Origin of the sequence: Halobacteriovorax sp. XZX-3, assembly GCF_043196495.1 — a bacterium.
Taxonomy (GTDB): Bacteria; Bdellovibrionota; Bacteriovoracia; order Bacteriovoracales; family Bacteriovoracaceae; genus Halobacteriovorax_A.
This window is the reverse complement of sequence record NZ_JBEBMO010000001.1, coordinates 673,377-689,354: the sequence shown is the minus strand read 5'-3', so window position 1 is coordinate 689,354 and position 15,978 is coordinate 673,377. Positions and strand designations below refer to the sequence as shown.

Sequence of the window (15,978 nt, the reverse complement as noted above, 5' to 3'; positions counted from 1 at the left end):
TCCCTAAACCTATTAGACTAAATTAAAATCAACCTTCTTACATATCGGCACGCGTCTCCCAAAACCAAAGCTTTTATCTTTAAGTTTCAAAATAGGACAGAACTGCTGCCTTTTATACTCACTATTTAATATTAGTTTGATGACTCTTTCAACTTCAGTTTTGTTTAACCCAAGCTTAAGAAGATCTTCCATATCGTAGCGATAAGAAAGGTATGATTCCAATATCATATCGAGGGTATCGTATGGAGGTAAAGAATCTTCATCTTTTTGTTCTTCCCTAAGCTCCGCACTTGGAGGGCGTTCGATTACTGCCGTTGGAATGATATTATTAAAGTTTTTATTAATATGTCTTGAAAGAGCAAATACTTCACTTTTATACAGATCCCCAAGAATGCTTAAGGCACCTACTGAGTCACCATATAGAGTCGAGTAGCCAACAGCAATTTCTGATTTATTAGAAGTATTGATTACCATTGCTCCTGTCTGATTTGAGCGAGCATAGAGTAGTGCCCCTCTTAAGCGAGACTGTATATTTTCATCAGCTAGCCCTGTTAAAGGGTCTAGAGAGTCTTGGAATAAGTTTTGCACTGATGAGTGAAGAAACTTGATTGGTACATTGTGAAGCTTCACACCAAGATTCTTACATAGCTCCTCACTGATTTCCCAGCTAAGTCCTGCTGAGAACTTAGAAGGCATGTAAATGGCCTCAACTTCTTGACCTGGGCGAAGGAATAATTTCACTAGTGTTAGAACAAGTGCAGAGTCAATCCCTCCAGAAAGGGCCACTAGGAATTTATTCATACCACACTTTCTGGCATAGTCCTGAAGACCTAAATTAATTGCTCCTAAAATAGCATCTAAATTTTCTTCTGTAAGAGGTCTTAGCCTTGCTCCATTTACAGTTTCTTCTATCTGAGGACCAAATAGAGACTCCCAAGAGTGGGCACCTTGAGGTGCATCTCCAAGATTTTTCATTTCTACTGCTGGCCCTACTTCAACTTCCATCACATCCGAAACAAAAGACTTTGCCTTGGCCACAACAGTCGTTTCATTAACAACAAAACTAGCACCATCAAAGATGATCTCATCTTCTGCTCCAACTTTATTGACATAGTAAAAAGGCACATTGAAGACTTTCGATATCTCGCTTGCACGCTTTAGGCGCTTTTGCTCCTTATCAATATTCCAAGGTGAAGCACTTAAGTTGATAACACCATTTAGAAATTTACCTTGAGCTTTATCCATAAGGAGTTGAAGTGGGTCTATCGAATACTGTTTCGAGTGCCACATATCCTCACAGATTAATAGACCAAAGTTATAGTCACCAAGACTCCAAATTGTCGCAGAGTCTCCAGGTGTATAGTATTTTGTTTCGTCAAAAATATCGTACGCCGGCAGAAGACATTTCTTATAAATATCATTCAGGTTGGCATCTTTTGTGACCTCAAATATCACATTGTAGATATGTGAAGGGATCTGTGTTTTTTCATCAAAGTCATAGCGAATTCCGCCAATTAGAAGAGCTGTTTGATCCTCAAATTTGATCTTAGAAAATAATTGCTTAAGGGCATCAAGTAATTCGTGATATTCGCGAATAAATGTTTTTTGTAGAACTAAATCTTGAAGCGGATAGCCTGTTAAATACGTTTCTGGGAAGATGTGAATTTTGTTTTGAAAGTCCTGAGAATGAACGAGATTCTCTATGTATTTGTAAATTTGTGTAAAGTTGCCAATGGTGTGATCAGTTTGATGAATGACTATTTGCATTGCGTCGTCTCTATGTTAATAATATTAGTTAAATACTGGTAATTAATGGACTTTATAGCATGTTTGCATATATAAGGTCTATATCATCATTTAAGTATATTAAAGAGGTTGAAATTGTCTAATTCACATAAAGTAATTGTTATTGGTGCGGGTATGGCAGGTAGTGAATCTGCTAACTTTTTAGCTAGTCATGGGGTTGAAGTTATTCTTGTTGAAAACAAGACGATCCAGAAAAACCCAGCACAAAAAATTGATTCTTTTGCTGAATTAGTTTGTACAAACTCACTTAAATCAATGAGTCCAGCTTCAGGTCATGGACTTCTAAAATATGAAATGGATGCCCTTGGTTCAATTATTCTTGATTCTGCAAGAAAACACGCCGTGCCTGCTGGAGATGCTCTTGCTGTAGATCGTGAAGGTTTTTCGGCCGAAGTAACTGAGCGTCTTCACGCAAATGAGAAAATCACTATTGTGGCTCAAGATGCTTCTGATCCACAGGCCCTTATGGCCGAATATCAAGCTGATGCGTGTATCATCGCTTCAGGACCTCTGACAACAGAAGGTCTTTCTAATTGGATTGTAAAGAATATTTCAAATGATGATTTCTACTTCTACGATGCTATTGCACCTGTTGTTGACGGAGACAGTCTCGATTATTCAAAACTTTACTACAAAGACCGCCACAAGCCGGTTAGTGAGGAAGAAGGAGAGGAAGCTGATTACTTAAACGCACCAATGAATAAAGAGCAGTACGAAGCATTCGTTGCTGAGCTTGTTGCTGCTGAAAAAGTTCCTGCCCAAAATTTTGAAGATTATAAATTCTTCGAATCATGCCTGCCTGTTGATATTATGGCAGAGCGTGGAGTTGATACAGCACGCTTCTCATGTATGAAGCCTATTGGACTTGAGCTTCCAGATGGATCTCTTCCATATGCATGTGTTCAGCTTAGACGTGAGAATCTTCTTGGATCGGCCTTTAATATGGTTGGATTCCAAACTCGTCTAAAATACCCTGAGCAAACAAGAGTATTTAGAAAGATTCCTGGTTTTGAAAATGCAAGTTTCCTGCACCTAGGTTCTGTTCATAGAAATTCATTTATCAACTCAAGAACGCTGCTTGATTTTGATTTAAGTGTTAAGAAAATCCCAAATATCTACTTTGCTGGTCAAATCACTGGTGTTGAGGGCTATACTGAATCTGCATCAATGGGACAGTATGTGGCACTTCAATTACTAAAGAAGTTAAGAGGTGAGGAAGTTAAACAATTTCCTGTTGAGACTGGATTAGGTGCCTTAGTTAATTATATTATGACTGTACCAAAACCTACGCCTTCAAATATTAACTTTGGACTTCTTCCTCCTGTTACTTTAACAAAGGAACAAAGACGTGATCGAAAAAACCGCAAGAAAGTTAAGAAGCAATTGGCCGCAGATCGCGCAAAATTAGTTTTTGATGAATTCATGAGTGGGTACTTTACGAAGTGAAAGGTTTAGTTTTTATTCTCATTGCTTGCTTTATTTGGGCGCTGGATACGCTTATTCGTTATCCACTGCTTTATAAGTACAATAGTAGTGAGATCATTGTATTTGGTGAGCACCTTTTCTTAACAATCCTCTTCTTGCCAACTCTTTATATGGCCAGAAAGAAGATCATGAAAATGAAGCCATTTGAAATGCTTTGCTTTTTTATGATTGGTGCCATGGGCTCGGCAATCGCAACACTAACTTTTACAAAGTCATTTGCTCTTTTAAATCCATCGCTTGTTATTTTATTACAAAAACTTCAACCATTTATAGCGATAAGTCTTGCTTATCTTATTTTAAAAGAGCGCATCACAAAGCGTTTTCTATTATGGGCAGCTGTCTCTTTATTTGGTGCGATACTTATTAGTTATCAAGACATTAATAGTGCCATTAATTTAATTAAAGCTGGCCAGGTTAGTTTTGATCGCTCGTCTCTGTATGGACTTTGTCTTGCCCTCGTCTCTGTTATTAGTTGGGGGAGTGCGACTGTCTTTGGCAAGTATCTTATGAAGAGCAATTGGATTGAAAAAGAAGTTATGTCTTTGCGCTTTGTCGTAGGATTAATGGCAATTATTCCTTTTATGATAGCAAGTGGCACAGGGCTTAATTTTCCAATTGAGCTATGGGGAAAAGTTAGTATCTTGGCCCTGATCTCGGGGATCTTTGGAATGTATTTCTACTACAAAGGGCTTGGCCAAGTTTCAGCTAAGGTTTGTACAATTGCAGAGATGTCATTTCCATTTTTTGCAGTCATAATCAACTGGGTAGCCCTTGATCAAAGACTTACTGTCGTTCAGCTTTTGGGTGGAGCATTTTTACTGCTCGGATCGACGATGCTACAATTGGCCAATAGAAAACACGAATTAAATGTACAAGTAAATTAAATATATCAGGAGTTTAGATGAACCAATTACCAATGGACCATAAGGGGAAGAATTTTTTAATCGCAGGTGCTGCTGGCTTTGTTCCTTCAACTGTCGCTCAGCTTTATCTTGAAAAAGGTGCAACTGTTTATGGGTTAGATAATTTTATTACTGGTTCAAAATCAAATATTGAGCTTCTATCTAAGTATGAAAACTTTCACTTCACAGAATGCGATATTATCAAGGGTCTTCCTGACTTTGGTGATGTGAAATTTGATTATATCCTATCTCTGGCTTCTCCTGCTTCTCCAATTGACTTCAAGGTCATTCCTCTTGAAATCATGATGGTAAACTCTATTGGAACTCAGCATTTGCTAGAGCTAGCTAAGGATCATGGTGCAAGATTTCTTGAAGCGTCAACTTCTGAAGTCTACGGTGATCCTGAGATTCACCCACAAGTTGAAGACTATGTTGGTCATGTTAATCCAATTGGGCCAAGAAGCTGTTATGATGAAGCAAAACGCTACGCTGAAGCCTTAACTATGACTTATTACAGAAAGTACGAAGTCGATACTCGAATCATTCGTATCTTTAACACATATGGACCTCGTATGCGCCCAGATGATGGACGTGTTATTCCAAACTTTATTAACCAAGCGCTTGAAGGAGAAGATATCACTGTTTATGGTGATGGAAGTCAAACTCGCTCTTTCTGTTATGTAACTGATCTTGCAAATGCAATCGATCACGTTCTAATGCTTGGGGATCACATGCCATATAATATTGGAAACCCTGATGAGTATACAATTAAGGAAACTGGAGAGTTAATCGTTGATGCACTTGAGTCTTCTTCAAAACTTACTTATCAAGAATTACCAAAAGATGATCCAAAACGTAGAAGACCAGATATTAATCGTGTTATGAAACTAGGATACTTGCCAAAAGTTACTTTTGCGCAAGGGATTGAAGAAACTGCAAAATACTTTAGAGATATTAAAAAATAGGTATAGAGAAAATATATGTTAAAAGTTGTTGTTAGCTGTGATGCTGTCATTGAAAGAGATTATTATATTGAGTGTCTAGAAACCATCATGGGTGTTATCGGTGATAACGTTGAGCTCTACACTCTTGTTCATAGACAAGGTCAAGTTCTAGGACCTGTTGAACAAAGAAAGATTCATTCAACATTCTTAAATCGCTTTGTTAAGTCTTGGGAAGATTTAGTTGATAAATCTCACCTTGTTCACGGTGCTGCAAGAGGTCTTTTTATTCCATGTAGTGTTGATCTAGTCGTTAATCTTTCTCGTGGGTTTTCTCAAGAAATCAAAATGTGTGATGACACTTATTTATTCACTTATTTTGTTGAAGATATCAATTCAATTAAAAAGAAGTCTTCATTCAAGGAATTCTTCTTTAAGGCCTTCACTCGTACTAAGCAGAGAAAGTATTTAAAAAGGGCCAATACTCTTTGGTCTAATGAAGAAGCTATTTTAGAAGAGTTTCCAAATGCTACTCAGGTTACACCGGCAATTGCATTAAAAGATTACAAGATCCTTCCTGAAGGAATGTTTAATCGAGACTACTTTCTAATTAACTGTGAGCCTCTGACGAGCTCTGAAGTTTATAAGATCATCGATATTTACGGTGATAAGAAGTTTAAGTTTATCGGAAAGCATGATCACTTAGGGATGTATGCGCAAAAGCATCCGGAGCTTTTCTTTGGAGATCGTTGTTCAGGTGAGTTAGCTCCTCTTTTAGCAGGTACTAAGTATCTGATCGATACAACAGATAAATTTCCTCACTTCTCTTTGAAAGCGTTAAGTTGTGGAAGACCTGTTCTTACAAATGGAAATAAGTTTTTACCATTTGGGGTAGGAGTTCATGAGCTTCCTGCTGATTACTTATCACTTAGATACCCTGTACAAGTAGGGATTCCTGATGAAGATCCTAAGAAGCGCCATGGGGTTTCAGCTAATTACGAAATGGTAAAATTTAAGCATATCTTTTTAAAGGAATTTAAGAGGATAAGTGATGAGATAGAAGCTAGTAAAGCTTCACAACAGTCTCTAAGAGATGACAGCTGCTGTGAAGCCTAATCAATTATTCTAGTGTCTTTTTTAATTTAATTACATTGTAACGATTTGAAATAATTTTCCACAGGGACAGCTTTGAGTCCTTGTGGATTGTTCCTTTATCTTCAATGATCTCGTCGTCATTTAATTGTTCAACAGCGTCTTCATTTACTGTAGGGTCATAATTAGAAAGCGCCATAACACCATCATCACTATCAAGTAAGTTCTCAAAACCATTTAATTGATTTTTAAGTTTATTTAGATAGTCTTTAGAGGCTGGGTCATAAGCTACAGCAAGTCCTTCTCCTGTTCCTTTTTCAAGCTCTTGAGAGTTCTTTGCAATATCTCTTGATGCATTTGTCCCACCGGCCCTTCTGTAATTCAGTGCCATTTGAACAGGGGATACGTGTCCAGCAAGAGTATCGGCAAGATATCTTTTATTCGCTGCTGGATTAAGAATCGCGTTGATTGCCTTCTTGGCCTTATCGTTTGTCTTGTCTGATTTTGCCAGTGCTTTTAGGACGCGATTAGCTGCTTTATTAATTTTAGCGGCATTATTATCAAGGGCCTCATTTACATATTTAGAATTTCCAGTCTTCTTTGTTTTGTTGTATCCGCCTTGTACTTCACTAAGTCCAATTGTATTTGCAAAAGTTTCACCAGTCGTTCCAAGAGATCCCATTTTAATATCAAGCTTTGGAATTGTTTTAAGTTTTTCTGACTTCACTTCATCAACATCAAATGTTTCTTGGTTATTATTCATTCCAAGTCCTTGAGCACCTGGTGTGGCCATAGCACTAGCAACTGATGTCTTCTGACTTGAAGCAGGGTTGTATTGGTTATTATAGCGGGCCATAAGTTTCTTAAGAACAACCTCTGTCTTTTCTCTGGCGCTCTTTGCACTTTTGTGGGCCTTCTTTGCTGTCGATAGGGCCTGGTTTTCTAGCATTAGGGCCACTGCTCCTAGCCCTAGTACCCAGTAGGTACACGGATTTGAAGCTGGACAGCCAAAAATTGTAAGTGCAGCACAAATGGCCGCAATAGCAGTAGAGATTGTAATCATCATCATAATTCTCTTATGATGCTTCATTTTATCCTGGGCCGCCTTTTCCATATCTTTTAAAAGTTGAACTTCTGTTTCTAGAGCAACTCTTTGTGTTTGGTGGTTCCATGCTTTTTCATCGTTCTCATCAAGTTTAGCAAGAGCATCTTTATAACTTTTAAATTTTTTCTTATAACCATCACCCATGGCCGACATGAGAGCTACCGCAAGAATTATTGCACCTGAAAGCATGGCCCCAATTCCATCTGACTGGCACATTCCACCAAAAAGCAGAACACATCCTTGACCTACTTGTGCAGCGGCAGCAAGGTAGCTCATCGTATCAGATGCTCCTTTTGGTCCACTTGTCTTATGATTTGTAAAAAGCTTTGCATCAGCTTTTAGATCTTCCTGACATTTTTCATCGATCCCACAATTTTGGTATTCCATATTGTAGTTTTTATTATCATTAGCGCTTACACATTGTTCAAGGTGACAATTATAAACATTACCTCCATCACACTTCTGATTTGTACCATCGTGATAACAGTAATTCGGGTCAGATTTTTTTTGAACTTCTGTGCGGCCGTCTTCTTGTTCAGTTTGAGTTTGGACTTGTTCTTGTGACTGGGCCTGTGTGTTTACTTCAGTTTGTTCTTGCGCATAGGCCATCGGAGTCAAAAGCATCGACCATGATACAAGAGTTATAATTAACTTCTTTATAGTTATAAAATGTCCGCTTGCCATTTTCATAGCGATCTCCTCAGCTTATAAGAGTATTTTATCGAAATTAAGTTCATACCCTTAGTATTATATAAGATTTATTGCAATTTTAGATACTTAGGCATCTTTTACGCTTTTTTGGCCGTGTCTTTTTCGTGGCGTTTAGAATCTTTTCGCTCTCAATATTTAAAATTGTTCTAAGATTAGTCTTTTTGTTTAGAAAATGTGCAATGCTTATTTCTAAGTTGCTAGAATTGTATGAAATTTTTTGGCCTCTAGGTTGCTTATATATATGGAAATAAGAGCATGGGGGAAGAAGTGAAGAGAGTTTTATCTTTAATATTTATTTTGGCATTATCTACTCAAACATTTGGCCTATCTTTAGAAGAGTATAATACTCAAGTTGAAAAAATCAATGCGACAATCAAAGATGAACAGATGCGTTCGCTTGTAAAGCAAGAGCTTGCAAAGGAAATCGCAAAATCACTCAGTCCTAAAAAAGAGGAAGTGCAGGTACAAGAAGTAGTTGTCGAAGCACCAAAGCAGGAGTTAGATGCAACAACTCAACAGCTACATAATGATATTAATAGTACTAAAGTGATGATTGCCCCTGAGCTTGAAAGCAGTAAAGATAACCTAAAGGTTCAACTAGGAATCAGTGCTATTTCTTCGACTGTTGATTATTATGGCGCAGATTTACACTTAGTTGGTAGTGAGCTTGCTGTTAGTGGCGTTAAAAAAATAAATAATCATAAATTTCGTATTGGCCTTTCAATCCGTACAATGGAAGCAGATTCTATTACATTAGAAGATGGTTTTGATTATGATATTTTAAATGAGATTGAATATTCGGGTGCAGGAGTGAATTTATCTTATACATATATGCTTACTCGTGGGTTTGGTCTTGGTGCTTATTCTTCGTTTAACTATGGAGAGACTGATTTTTGTGATGGTGGCCAATGCTATAATTTAGATACAACAATTAGTGATCTTGGTGTGAGAATGGATTTTAAGATTGCAGCATGGAACCCATACTTAACATTAGGGTATTCTTTATATAATATTGATGGGTATAAGTTTGATGCGGCCACGGCGTACTTAGGGTTGCTTAACTTTGAGTTCTAGTGAGTTCTAGTGAATTTTAGGAAATAGATGAATCAATTTGATCTCTTTGGTACAAATGAAAATGAAGAAGTCGTTTACGATCTAAAAGGTGGTACTGCGATTTACTATCCTAATTTCTTTGCAAAGACTAAGATTGAATTTGATGACTTGAGAAATTCAATTAAATGGCAAGAAGGTGAAATCACACTATATGGAAAAACACATACAATACCAAGACTCCATGCTTGGTATAGTGATGATAAGGAATATAGTTATTCTGGTGTAAAACTTCCCCGTATCGACTGGAATGACAAACTTAGTGTTTTGAAAGAAGAGATCGAAAAGATAACGAAGCATCAATTCAATGGGTGTCTTTGTAATCTTTATCGAGATGGATCCGACTATGCAGCTTGGCACAGTGACGATGAGGCAAGCCTTGGAAGAAATCCAGTGATTGCATCGGCATCTTTCGGAGAGTCTCGTAAGTTTGTTTTAAAGCATCGTTTTGATAAGTCTGTAGAAAAAGTTGAAATTAATTTGGAAGATAAAAGTCTTTTGATTATGAAAGGAGCACTTCAACATAATTGGAAACATCAACTTAATAAAACGGCAAAGCAAGTTGATGAAAGAATAAACTTAACTTTTCGCTATATCGTCGATTAGCTCTCCCAACTTTTCGAACTCCAGTCATAGAGCTGATAAGGCATGTATCGAGACTTGTATTTCATAAATTCGTTTTCTTCAATCCAGTAACCGAGATAGTAATATTCAAGTCCCATATTCTTTGCATGGATAATTTCAGCAAGGGCGCCTAGATGCCCAAGACTCATTTTTTCAAAACTCGGATCGTAACAAAAGTAAACGCTACTTAAAGCATTTTGGGATTGCTCCAAAATTCCAAAAGCGATGAGTTTATTTTCGAAAAATATTTCGCTAAGAAGTTGAGTTCCTGTAAAGCGATAAAACGTTTCCTTAAATAGTAGCTCGTTATCAATAATTGTAGCATCAATACTGTCGACAAAGCGGTTTTGTCCATGCAGACGATAGATTTCAAAATGCTTTTGTCTATATAGCAGCGGCGAAAACTTAACCTGTAAACCTTTGTTATGATTTCTCTTTAAAAATTTTGACTGGTTTTTTGAGAGGGAAAATTTTTTTAACTCGACTCGTATTGGAATACATTTCTGACAATTTGGGCATAAAGGTCTAAAGATGAATTGACCAAATTTACGCCAGCCGCGCTCAAGTAGAAAGTCTAGTTCGGTATCACTTAACTCTGAACTAAAGAAGAACTCATGTTGTTCCATCTCTTCTTTTAAATATGGACATTGATCAAGATCGCTAATTCGAGGGCTTAGAATCATTTTCATTGAATCATGATAGCATTAATTAGGTCTTTGATGGAAGGCTTCTTGCTGTTTTATAAGCTCTTTTAATGGCGCTAAAAATTGTTTAACTTGTACTTCATTTATTTCACCAAGGACTTCAAGAGTTACAGCGATGGCCTCAAGTGTAGAGAGGTGAGTTTCACCACATGACTTTCGAATACTTTGATAGATTGTTTTCTGGTCATCTAGCTCGAGGTGATAGCATGGTAGCTCACTTAGGGCCGGCCAAGTATGATAGATTTTTCTGGCCTTCTTCCACGTACCGTCAAGAACGACGATATTCTTGCTCTGAAGTAAGTGAATATTTTCAGCATTTAATGGGATTGAATTTTCATTTTTAAAAAGTAGAAATGGCCTTGTCTCTCTTATTTCTTGGATTCGTTCTTCTGTGATATTTTCACTTGAGACAAGTTCAATATCAGGTGCAACTAGCTTGGCCAACCTCGCTGTATTGAACGGATGAAGGGCCTCTTTTTCATCTTGGAAAATAATCAATTTATTTTTTAATGTCACATTTTCAATTGTGTGACATAGACACAGCCCTTGTGGACGTTGACATTTTTGACAATGATTTCTCTTGGCCATAGTTTAAATATTTAGTTCTTTATTGTACTTATCCATTAAGATTGGCTTTCTGTAGTACATAATGAAATAGATAATTGGGTAAATGAGTAAATCAAATGCAAAATTTTCTGTTTTATATTTGATATTATCAGTGATCTTAGTTTTCCCATTTCCAATATCGCGAATATGATAAGTATGAATCCACATTGTGAAAGGAAATGGAGTTTCGATGGCCTCTGTTCGAATAATGATCCCATCAGAAGTTTCTTTCTTTTGAGTGACTTCGATTACCCAAGATTGGTAGTGGCCAAGGATCGAAGTAATTAGATGAGTCTGATCAGAAACTGAATTACCATCAAAGCGTGGAACTTCCAAATTGATAAATGGAGGTGTTGCTTCTTGCATAGTATCTGCATTGAAATTATTCAAAATTTCATCGACACTCGCATTTACAATGGTATTTATAACTAAACTCTTCATGTTCTAGAATTATACATCTGATCTTTATTTTACTCAATAAGCAGACTCTAATGTTTAAAAATAATTGAAAAACTTAACACAAAGTTAATTTTAACTGAGTTTGGAAATCTATAACTAACTTAAGTTGATGTGAATTGATTCATATGGCCAAATATAAGTACTGATGACTACCAAAATATTTTGGCAAGGAGTAATAATGAATTTAAAAGAAAGACTAAAGCTAGAAGAAAAAGAGGCCAAGGAGCTTGTGAAGGCTTATTGGCATTTTTCAAGGCCAAAGCCAAAGAAAACAGAAAAGACAAATGAGGATGATGAGGAAAAGCTGGGAAAGCAGGTGGGCCTAGTGCTGAACGAGTAAATGTAGTTCGTGATCTCGCGGAGAGACGTAAGCAGAAAGAGGCCTTAAAGAAAAAACAAGAAGAACTTAGAAAGAAAGCAGAAAAAGAGTTAGAAGAATTTGAAAAGTCTGGAGATAATTCTGATAAGAAGGTAGGTAACTAATCTCTACTTTAGTGCTTTTGTTACACAGTATGTAAGTCTCTTGTCTCCAGGGTTAAACTCTTGGAGGCAATTCTCATAAATTTTAGTCGATAATTCATCACAATTATCCATTCTCTCTTTAATACAATGGAATGAAATTAGTTGTTCAATCTCGATTCTCTGCTCATTAGGATCAACAGGAATTACTGGTGAAACTTTTTTAGGAGCAGGTTTCTGCCTTTTCGTTTTAATCGTGATTTTAGTGTCTCTGTGATAGCTGCGCTCTTGCTGTTTGCGCTTTTTAGTGATTTCTTCCCATTTTGCCGCACGAAGTTTCTTATAATAGAGTAGCTGCCTCTCTCTTTGAGTGAGAGGCTTCACTGGTTTTTGCTTCGTAGCACATGAAGTGAGTACTAATGCGATAATGGAAAATTTAAAAATCTTTAATAGCATCAACTAGGTTTTCGTCGTCAATAAATGGATTGCGACTATTTTGAATTTCATAGATTCTGTTATTAATACTTTCTTCAAAAGTATCAACAGGGTCTTCCTTGTGCCATTTTCTTAAATAGAATTCTTGGGCCTCATCAATTGGAAGATTATAGCGAGTTGAGAAGTAGAATAGTGCTCTTGCAATATTACCTCTGATTTCTTCTGGTGGTTCAAATGAAGTCGTTGTCTCATTCTCGTAGTTTACTTCTCCAATGTGAGAATCCTGGCAATTTGAATTAACAACTCTACCAATTACTTCACCGAATGGGTGATTGCTGCGAGAAGAGTTAGCACGTGAGTTTGCTGGAAAAAGGTGGTGCAAATCATTTCTTTGCGTATTCTTATCTTCTCTTGGATTAAATCTTGATTGTGGCCAGCTGTGTTCACAGTTGATTACTTGATGATTTGGAATTTGCATTTTTCCAACACCATCTCTTTCTGTGACATCTTGGTTACAGTAAACATCTTTTACATAGAGACCTCTTGATGAAGTCTGTAAATAGATATCACCAAAAAGATACTTTCTAGCTTCTTTGTAATTTCTTGGCGTTCTTTGAAGATAACAATTTTTCTTACCTGAGCAATCAGCTGCAAGTAAGTCATTTTTATTTGGTGTTCTAATATGAGCAGAAACCAATATTTCTCTAAGCTTTTCTTTTATCTTAAGAGAAGTATTTAAACTGTTCTTGTTGGCTTTTTTAAGAGTATTAGAGATGAACTGCGCTGTATCCTCTGGGTAGTAAGAGTGATTCGTCAGTTGGGTTGAGTTGTATGCAGCAGATGCGCTAAAACTCATTTGAATGTAAATAAACACCATAAGGTGACTAAGCTTAGTCATTTTAATTCCTTCCTTGGAATAGTTCTATGTTAACAAGAAAACATATCTTGGCCAATAAAAAAACCGAGCAAGAATTGGCCCATAAAAATTGTATCGGGGCAATTTAAGAAAAATAAAATTGTAAGTCTGCTCTCTATCGCATATGCGAATCTTGTGTTAAATTGAAAAGATATCATTCACCAGTTCAGATGTAAGAAAATTTATGAAAAGGAAATACTATGGCTGTATTGGCAAGTAAAATTATTGGAGTGGGTTCTTACGTACCACCACAAGTTTTTAAAAATTCAGATATCGAAGAGATGATGAATACTTCAAATGAATGGATCGTTCAGCGAACAGGAATTGAGCAGCGTCACTGGGTTGATGCAAAGACTTCAACTTCGGATCTTGCACTTAAGGCAAGTGAAGAGGCTATCGCAAATGCTGGCATCAAAAAAGAAGATATCGACATGATCATTTTAGCAACTTTATCTCCTGACTTTGACTTTCCAGGAACAGGTTGTTTTCTACAAGACAAGCTTGGTCTTTCAGAAATTCCTGCGATCGATATTCGTCAACAGTGTTCTGGCTTTCTTTATGCCATGACTGTTGCTGATAAATTTATCGTTAGTGGATCAAATAAGAATATTCTTGTTGTTGGTGCAGAAGTGCATTCAAAAGGTCTAGACCAAACTCCAGATGGACGCAATGTTTCTGTTCTTTTTGGTGATGGTGCTGGTGCAATTGTTATGAGTGCAACAGAAGTTAATGATAAGAAGACTGAGCCTTGCTTTATCGATGCTTCTCTTCACAGTGAAGGAAAGTACGCAAAAGAGCTTTGGCTTCCTGCTGCAGGAACTGGTTTTGATTCAACAGAAAGACTTTCTCAAGAAATGCTTGATGAAAAACTTCATTATCCACAAATGAATGGAAAGACAGTTTTTGTTCACGCTGTAAAAAGAATGACAGAAGCACTTTCAAAACTTATGGCCAAGAATGGTGTAACAGTTGATGATGTTGATGTTTTCTTATTCCATCAAGCAAACTTAAGAATCAATTCTAAAGTTGCAGAGGTGATGGGAATTCCTGAAGAGAAAGTTTTCAATACAATTCAAAAATATGGAAATACAACTGCTGCGACAATTCCACTAGGAATGCACGATGCAATGAAAGAAGGTGTTCTAAAGCCAGGGATGCTTGTGGCAAGTGCTGCATTCGGTGCTGGGTTTACTTGGGCCGCTTCTCTTTATAGAGTTTAGTATCGAGTCTAATTAATTTTAAATATTTCGTTTATAAAAAAGCCTCCGGACTGGAGGCTTTGTATTTTCATTATAAGAGTTCCAGGTGCTTTTCCTTTACGCTTGGTCAACGAAAAGTGATCTGGAACCATAATCCCTGCATTTATCACAAAAGGTGGTAAACTATATCGTGTAATAAGTGATAATTTAGGAAGTGTCTTGAAGGTCGTGGATATTGCAACAGGTACAGTTGCGCAAAACTTAACTTATAATACATTTGGTGAAATTACATCAGATTCAAATCCAGGGTTTCAGCCTTTTGCATACGCTGGTGGACTTTATGATATTCATACTGGTTTAACTCGCTTTGGAGCGAGGGATTACAATCCTGTCACGGGAAGGTGGATGCAGAAAGATCCGATTGGGTTTGCTGGTGGAGATACGAACCTTTACAGGTATGTAAATAACGATCCTGTGAACTTTATTGATCCAAAGGGTGAAAACCCATTAGCCATTGCTGGTGCACTTGTAGGTGCTGGAATAAATGTTTACCAAGCACTTCAATCTAAGAACGTTACACCACAGCAAGTAATACTTTCTGGTATTGTCGGTGGGGTTACTGGGGCTGCTGCTGGTTTTGGTGGATTTGGACTAGCAGCCTTGGCCGGATTCGCAAATAATAGTTCAAATCAAATCATTTTCACTGGTGATGTTGATTTTGGTAAAGCAGCTATTGCAGGTGGTATAACTGGTCTAGCAGGTGGTGCTGGACAGTTGACTGCAAAAGCACTCGGGAAAGTGTTCTTTCCTGTTGTTAGTGAATCGGCTGGCTTTACAGCAGGTGCATTATTAGGCCTTGCAGCAGACACAGGAATAAGCGACAATAAAATTGGTGTAGCAAATGGCTGTTCGCTGGGACAGTAAATATGGAAATAATGGATAAGTTAGTTACAGTCTTCTTTTACGTGCCTCTTCTGGTGACTCTTATGTGGGTCATAGGCTTTGTTTTGTATAAACTTGGATTATACAAGCCTAAGATTGAAAGTGATGAAAAAAAGCCATCTGGAAAGGGAAAAGCTGTAATTCTTGTATGCCTTTTGGCCTTAATTGGATTTTCTGGCTATTACAAGTTTGCTTGTTCCGATGCTTGTAAAGCATCAATTCAAAGCTATTTAAGATGAATTATTCGTTAATAATTCTAATTGTTTTTTGCTTGATTGCCCTTCCTATCGGTTTCAAGTCAATGATGAAAAAGAAGCTGGAAGGAAAGCAATCAGAATATTATTTATTTCTTTTCAGTTTTATTGTTGGTGTCCTTCTTTTAGGTGTTTTACTTTACAATGCATACCATCGTTTACTGTAAATCCTGTCACGTTGCCAACTTGTGAATTAATCCAGGTGCTTTTTCTTTGTGCAAAGCATAT

At 37.1% G+C, this 15,978-nt stretch carries 17 protein-coding genes; 10 read left to right on the top strand and 7 right to left on the bottom strand.

What is annotated here, in order from left to right; translation table 11 throughout:
- Positions 1 to 12: 12 nt before the first annotated feature.
- A complete protein-coding gene (locus ABMA70_RS03155) occupies positions 13 to 1,767 on the bottom strand; it encodes an NAD+ synthase (protein WP_392991603.1) in 1,755 nt (584 codons plus the stop codon).
- A gap of 114 nt (positions 1,768 to 1,881) precedes the next feature.
- Between ABMA70_RS03155 and trmFO the strand changes: the two genes are divergently transcribed.
- Genes trmFO through ABMA70_RS03135 form a run of 4 tightly spaced genes read left to right on the top strand, consistent with a single transcriptional unit; the run spans position 1,882 to position 6,250 of the window.
- Positions 1,882 to 3,252 (top strand): methylenetetrahydrofolate--tRNA-(uracil(54)-C(5))-methyltransferase (FADH(2)-oxidizing) TrmFO, encoded by a 1,371-nt coding sequence (gene trmFO, locus ABMA70_RS03150; protein WP_199177528.1) that lies wholly within the window; start codon positions 1,882 to 1,884, stop codon positions 3,250 to 3,252.
- Positions 3,249 to 4,175 (top strand): DMT family transporter, encoded by a 927-nt coding sequence (locus tag ABMA70_RS03145; RefSeq protein WP_103217518.1) that lies wholly within the window; start codon positions 3,249 to 3,251, stop codon positions 4,173 to 4,175. The genes trmFO and ABMA70_RS03145 overlap by 4 nt, the downstream gene beginning before the upstream one ends.
- Positions 4,176 to 4,192: 17 nt before the next feature.
- Positions 4,193 to 5,158 (top strand): NAD-dependent epimerase/dehydratase family protein, encoded by a 966-nt coding sequence (locus tag ABMA70_RS03140; protein ID WP_103217517.1) that lies wholly within the window; start codon positions 4,193 to 4,195, stop codon positions 5,156 to 5,158.
- 15 nt (positions 5,159 to 5,173) lie between these two features.
- Entirely contained in the window at positions 5,174 to 6,250 is a 1,077-nt protein-coding gene (locus ABMA70_RS03135) for a hypothetical protein (RefSeq protein ID WP_392991606.1), read from the top strand.
- 4 nt (positions 6,251 to 6,254) lie between these two features.
- Here ABMA70_RS03135 and ABMA70_RS03130 read toward each other — a convergent pair whose 3' ends face one another.
- Complete coding sequence (locus ABMA70_RS03130) at positions 6,255 to 8,021, bottom strand: hypothetical protein (RefSeq protein WP_103217515.1); 1,767 nt, start codon at positions 8,019 to 8,021, stop codon at positions 6,255 to 6,257.
- Between the two features lie 288 nt (positions 8,022 to 8,309).
- Between ABMA70_RS03130 and ABMA70_RS03125 the strand changes: the two genes are divergently transcribed.
- Positions 8,310 to 9,116 (top strand): hypothetical protein, encoded by an 807-nt coding sequence (locus tag ABMA70_RS03125; RefSeq protein ID WP_392991608.1) that lies wholly within the window; start codon positions 8,310 to 8,312, stop codon positions 9,114 to 9,116.
- A gap of 27 nt (positions 9,117 to 9,143) precedes the next feature.
- Positions 9,144 to 9,758 carry an alpha-ketoglutarate-dependent dioxygenase AlkB family protein gene (locus ABMA70_RS03120; RefSeq protein WP_392991610.1) on the top strand — a complete coding sequence of 205 codons (615 nt, stop codon included), beginning with the start codon at positions 9,144 to 9,146 and terminating at the stop codon, positions 9,756 to 9,758.
- Here the strand turns inward: ABMA70_RS03120 and ABMA70_RS03115 are convergent.
- Genes ABMA70_RS03115 through ABMA70_RS03105 form a run of 3 tightly spaced genes read right to left on the bottom strand, consistent with a single transcriptional unit; the run spans position 9,755 to position 11,527 of the window.
- Positions 9,755 to 10,465 (bottom strand): arginyltransferase, encoded by a 711-nt coding sequence (locus tag ABMA70_RS03115; RefSeq protein WP_103217512.1) that lies wholly within the window; start codon positions 10,463 to 10,465, stop codon positions 9,755 to 9,757. The two genes, ABMA70_RS03120 and ABMA70_RS03115, sit on opposite strands and share 4 nt — an antisense overlap.
- A gap of 15 nt (positions 10,466 to 10,480) precedes the next feature.
- Entirely contained in the window at positions 10,481 to 11,068 is a 588-nt protein-coding gene (locus tag ABMA70_RS03110; protein WP_392991612.1) for a tRNA-uridine aminocarboxypropyltransferase, read from the bottom strand.
- 3 nt (positions 11,069 to 11,071) lie between these two features.
- Positions 11,072 to 11,527, bottom strand: coding sequence for a hypothetical protein (locus tag ABMA70_RS03105; protein ID WP_103217510.1), 456 nt, complete (start codon positions 11,525 to 11,527; stop codon positions 11,072 to 11,074).
- 196 nt (positions 11,528 to 11,723) lie between these two features.
- On the opposite strand from ABMA70_RS03105, the gene ABMA70_RS03100 reads away from it, so the two are divergent.
- Positions 11,724 to 11,885 carry a hypothetical protein gene (locus tag ABMA70_RS03100; protein ID WP_158246838.1) on the top strand — a complete coding sequence of 54 codons (162 nt, stop codon included), beginning with the start codon at positions 11,724 to 11,726 and terminating at the stop codon, positions 11,883 to 11,885.
- A 146-nt stretch (positions 11,886 to 12,031) separates the two neighbouring features.
- On the opposite strand, the gene ABMA70_RS03095 is transcribed toward ABMA70_RS03100, so the two are convergent.
- Both ABMA70_RS03095 and ABMA70_RS03090 read right to left on the bottom strand, forming a co-directional pair.
- The gene (locus ABMA70_RS03095) at positions 12,032 to 12,460 is read right to left on the bottom strand and encodes a hypothetical protein (protein ID WP_103217509.1); all 429 of its coding nucleotides are present in this window, start codon (positions 12,458 to 12,460) and stop codon (positions 12,032 to 12,034) included.
- Positions 12,441 to 13,337, bottom strand: a complete 897-nt coding sequence (locus tag ABMA70_RS03090) for an endonuclease I family protein (RefSeq protein WP_103217508.1) — start codon at positions 13,335 to 13,337, stop codon at positions 12,441 to 12,443. The genes ABMA70_RS03095 and ABMA70_RS03090 overlap by 20 nt, the downstream gene beginning before the upstream one ends.
- Before the next feature lie 218 nt (positions 13,338 to 13,555).
- On the opposite strand from ABMA70_RS03090, the gene ABMA70_RS03085 reads away from it, so the two are divergent.
- The 3 genes from ABMA70_RS03085 to ABMA70_RS03075 all read left to right on the top strand — a co-directional run bounded on the left by ABMA70_RS03085 (position 13,556) and on the right by ABMA70_RS03075 (position 15,735).
- A complete protein-coding gene (locus tag ABMA70_RS03085) occupies positions 13,556 to 14,575 on the top strand; it encodes a 3-oxoacyl-ACP synthase III family protein (protein ID WP_392991615.1) in 1,020 nt (339 codons plus the stop codon).
- 207 nt (positions 14,576 to 14,782) lie between these two features.
- Positions 14,783 to 15,478 carry an RHS repeat-associated core domain-containing protein gene (locus ABMA70_RS03080; protein ID WP_392992272.1) on the top strand — a complete coding sequence of 232 codons (696 nt, stop codon included), beginning with the start codon at positions 14,783 to 14,785 and terminating at the stop codon, positions 15,476 to 15,478.
- 2 nt (positions 15,479 to 15,480) lie between these two features.
- Positions 15,481 to 15,735 (top strand): hypothetical protein, encoded by a 255-nt coding sequence (locus ABMA70_RS03075; RefSeq protein ID WP_393022119.1) that lies wholly within the window; start codon positions 15,481 to 15,483, stop codon positions 15,733 to 15,735.
- Positions 15,736 to 15,978: the final 243 nt, after the last annotated feature.